The sequence below is a fragment of the Burkholderia sp. E168m23 genome (assembly GCF_016586125.1).
GTDB lineage: Bacteria > Pseudomonadota > Gammaproteobacteria > Burkholderiales > Burkholderiaceae > Burkholderia > Burkholderia orbicola.
Window position 1 is genome coordinate 1 of the sequence record NZ_BCPP01000692.1, and the last position, 3,915, is coordinate 3,915.

The following is a 3,915-nucleotide window of genomic DNA, read 5'->3' on the forward strand; positions in this document are numbered from 1 at the left end:
CCTCGAACGTGGCTCCGTGCGCCATCGCTTTGTAGCGGAGCTTGTTTCGGAAGGACGACCAGGATGCGTCGTAGACGCTCTTCGCCATCCTGGTTCTGGCGAGTTTTGCGGCCGACACGTTGCCGACCGCGATGTAATCGAAGCGCCGCACCAGATCGAGCGCGAGCTTGTGCTGGAAGTCGGCGCGGGCATTGGCGATCTTTGCGTGCAGCTTCGCGATATGTCGCTTGTGCTTTCGTGCTCGCTGCGCTTTCGCCAGATTTTCCGCCGCTCGTCGACCGAACCGGTCATTGGGCAACTTCTCGCCGGTCGAAAGTGTGGCGAAGTCTTTCAGGCCGAGATCGATGCCAACACCGGAGCGAATCGGGCGAGCCTGAACATCCGGCATCTCGATCACGATATTGAGAAACCAATTACCACGCGCGTCCTGCGCGAAGTTGCTCCCGTCCTTGATCTTGCCTTCGGGAAGCGGTCGACTGTTGAACACGCGAAACGTGTTGCCGGCGAAACGAAACGCGTCGCCCTCGCGCTTCAGGTCACGCCCCTTCAGCGGCACCCAGCCCAGCGATTTCCTGCCGCGATAGCGCAGATAAGGGCGTCGACACTGACTGCGCGACTTCGCATATTGCTCGCACGTCGCGTTGATCGTGCCGGAGTGAATACCGAGTTCCTTGCTGCTGCCGGTCGTCAGCACGTTCAGGTCGAATCCCGTCGGCCACTTCTTGCTCCACTTGAGCGCGTGCTTCTGCGTGTCGTTGCAGAAGTTCCAGACGTAGTTCACCGCGCGGCCCTGCTTGTTAAGCAGTCCGTTGAGCGATTTCACCCGGTAGCGGTAGACAAGAATCATGCCGGTGATCCTAACCCGTGGAAGAAGCTGCCTGTCAACAGCATTCCTTTCCTTCCCGCCATCAATGGCGGGGTTTCTCGGAGCAACTGATGAACAAGCAACTGATCGCAGCGCCGCTGCTGCTCTCGCTCGCGAGTGTCGCCGCCGCGCAAAGCTCCGTCACGCTGTACGGCATCGTCGATGCGGGCGTGACCTATCGCAGCAACGAACGGGTCGGCTCGGCGGGCGCGTACACCGGGCATTCGAGCGTCGGGCTCACGACCGGCAACCTGTCCGGCAGCCGGTGGGGCATCAAGGGTTCCGAGGATCTCGGCGGCGGGATGCGCGCGCTGTTCGTTCTCGAGAACGGCTTCGACATCACCAACGGCACGTCCGGCCAGGGCGGCCGCCAGTTCGGCCGGCAGGCGTTCGTCGGCGTCGGCAGCGACCGCTACGGCACGGTCACGCTCGGCCGCCAGTACACGTCGCTCGACGATTTCGTGAGCCCGGTCGGCCCGTCGTCGTTCATCGGCGGCTTCGGCGCGCACCCGGGCGACATCGACGATCTCGACCAGACCGCGCGCGTCGACAGCTCGATCAAGTACACGAGCGCGAACTACTCGGGCTTCACGTTCGGCGCGCTGTACGGCTTCGGCGGCCAGCCGGGCAGCATGAAGCAGCGCAACACGTGGAGCGTCGGCGCCGCATACGCGGCCGGCCCGCTGCGTGTGGGCGTCGGCTACGAGCGCTCGGACAACAGCAAGAAGGGCGCGACCGACCCGACGGCGGGCAAGTGGCAGAGCACCGACGACGGGCTGTTCAATTCGTCGATCAACGAAGGCTATGCGAGCGCGCAGTCGCAGCAGGTGATCGCGACCGGCGCGACGTACGACTTCGGCCCGGCCGTCGTCGGCGTGAACTACAGCAACGTGCAGTACCGCGGCGGCGCGCAGTCGTTGTTCAGCGGCCATGCGACGTTCAACGTCGCGGGCGTGTTCACGCGCTGGAACGTGCAGCCGCAGACGCAGCTGTTCGCGGGCTACAGCTACACGCGCGGCAGCGACGTCGACGGTATCGACAACCGCGCGCAGTATCACAACGTCACGCTCGGCGCGGTCTACGACCTGTCGAAGCGCACCAGCGTGTACCTGCTCGGCGCGTACCAGCATGCGTCCGGCACGACGCTCGACGCGCTCGGCCGGCCGGTGGCCGCGACTGCGTCGGTGTCCGACAAGGCGAACGGCCATTCGTCCGATTCGCGGTCGCAGGCGATCGTGAGCCTCGGGCTGCGCCAGAAGTTCTGACGCAGCAGTCGTTGCGCGTGCAACGGGGCTCGCAGCCGATGCGGGCCCCGTTGTCGGCATGCTCGTCCGCAGCCGACGATGCACTGTTCCACCGGCCACGCGTGATCGACGTCGTCGATGCGCTGCCGAAATACGTCGACGGCCGGGCCGGCCCGACGCGCGATCCGGCGAGCTGAACGATCGCCGCCGCGTGCCGGTACGGCCGGTGCGCGGTTTTCCCCTCCGTATTCCCCCTTTCCCTCCCGCTTTGCCTTCCGTGCGCGAAATCGCAAAAATCCGATCGCGCCGGACAATATTTTTTCTCTTTCATTTTGATTTCGATTTGTAATAATCAAAGTGACTTCCGGGGAATGAAAATGCAATGCGGTCATATCAGAAAAAATGACGTATTCGCATTGAATGACCCGGAACAAAATGCCGGGAAATGCGCTGAAACCGCGTGGCTGGCAGGCTGTCGTGGCGCGGTTTCGGAGATTTTGCGATCGTTGACGAAAAAGCGCCGTACGGCAAAACGCGTGAAGTGAATAATTCGGGGGAACGGCGAATGCGGATTTACCGGAATCACCAATATTTCATGCGCCGCGATTTACAGTGTCGATCATTGTTCGTCTGGGAGCATTATTCATGTCAATGAAACAAATCCGCGCGGCGTTGCTGATCATGTGCATGGCGATGTGGGCGCCGGCTAGCCACGCGCAGGCGCAATACTCGACCGACTGGCTCGCGAACACGTACGGCACGCTGGCCTCGCACGTCGGTAACGGCGCGCGCTCGATGTGGGTCGCGCCCGAAGGCGTGATCTACACGGCGTCGCGCTGGGACGAGAACGCGGGCGGCGTCGCGATCTACCAGAACGGCCAGCTGCTCGGCACGATCGGCATCCACGACGAATTCCATGGCGGCGCGATCACCGGCAATTCGACGTCGCTGTTCGTCGCGCTCGGCTACAACCGCACGTTCGGCAGCGGCTCGGTGGGCCGCTACAACCGGAGCACGAACCAGCGCGACCTGCGCATTCCGGTCAGCACGTGGACGGGCATCCAGTATGCGGACGTGATCACGGGCCTCGCGACGGGCGGCAACCTGCTGTACGTGAGCGACTTCTACGGCAACCGCGTGCGCGTCTATACGACCGATGGCGTGTGGCAGCGCGACATCGGCGTCACGGGCCCTGGCGCGCTGGCGCTCGATGCGGCCGGCAACCTGTGGGTCGCGCGCAAGAGCGCGGGCGTCGTCGCGCAGTTCAGCCCGACCGGTACGGCGATGAACACGCTCCAGATGGCGGCCGGCGCGCGGCCGGCGTCGCTGTACTTCGATGCGTCGATGGGCCGGTTGATGGTGGGCGACGAAGGGCCCGACATGAACATCAAGCTATACGGCGGGCTGCCCGGGCTGCCGGTGCAGGTCGGCACGTTCGGCGTGCAGGGCGGCTATCTCGATACGACCACGGGCATCAAGGGGCAGGTCGGCGACAAGCGCTTCACGCGCGTCGCGGCGCTCGGCAAGGATGCGGCCGGCAACCTGTACGTGCTGAACAACGCCTGGGGCGGCGGCTGGGATCTCGGCCGCAACGGCAGCACCGATCTGCATGCGTACAGCCCGGTCGGCACGCTGCAATGGAAGTTGCAGGCGCTGAACTTCGAGGGAATCGCCGCGCCCGATCCGGTGACGGACGGGACGTTGTTCTACAGCGGCAACAACATATATACGGGCACCGCGGGCGGCACGTTCGTCGCGAACACGGTCGACCCGTTCACCTATCCGAAGGACCCGCGCCTCGACATG

The 3,915-nt window shown here is 64.2% G+C and carries 4 protein-coding genes; 3 read left to right on the forward strand and 1 reads right to left on the reverse strand.

The features are described from left to right. The coding region (locus JMF90_RS27610; protein ID WP_201325674.1) for an RNA-guided endonuclease TnpB family protein at positions 1-847 on the reverse strand (847 nt) is incomplete at its 3' end. A gap of 89 nt (positions 848-936) precedes the next feature. Here JMF90_RS27610 and JMF90_RS27615 point away from each other — a divergent pair. The 3 genes from JMF90_RS27615 to JMF90_RS27625 all read left to right on the forward strand — a co-directional run. Next, on the forward strand, positions 937-2,130 hold the full coding sequence (locus JMF90_RS27615; RefSeq protein WP_041489351.1) for a porin: 1,194 nt from the start codon (positions 937-939) through the stop codon (positions 2,128-2,130). 38 nt (positions 2,131-2,168) lie between these two features. Then, positions 2,169-2,306: a hypothetical protein gene (locus JMF90_RS27620; protein ID WP_236598047.1), complete on the forward strand. Its 138-nt coding sequence runs from the start codon at positions 2,169-2,171 to the stop codon at positions 2,304-2,306. Between the two features lie 448 nt (positions 2,307-2,754). Then, a partial coding sequence (locus JMF90_RS27625) for an SMP-30/gluconolactonase/LRE family protein (protein WP_374104279.1) occupies positions 2,755-3,915 on the forward strand: 1,161 nt, incomplete at its 3' end.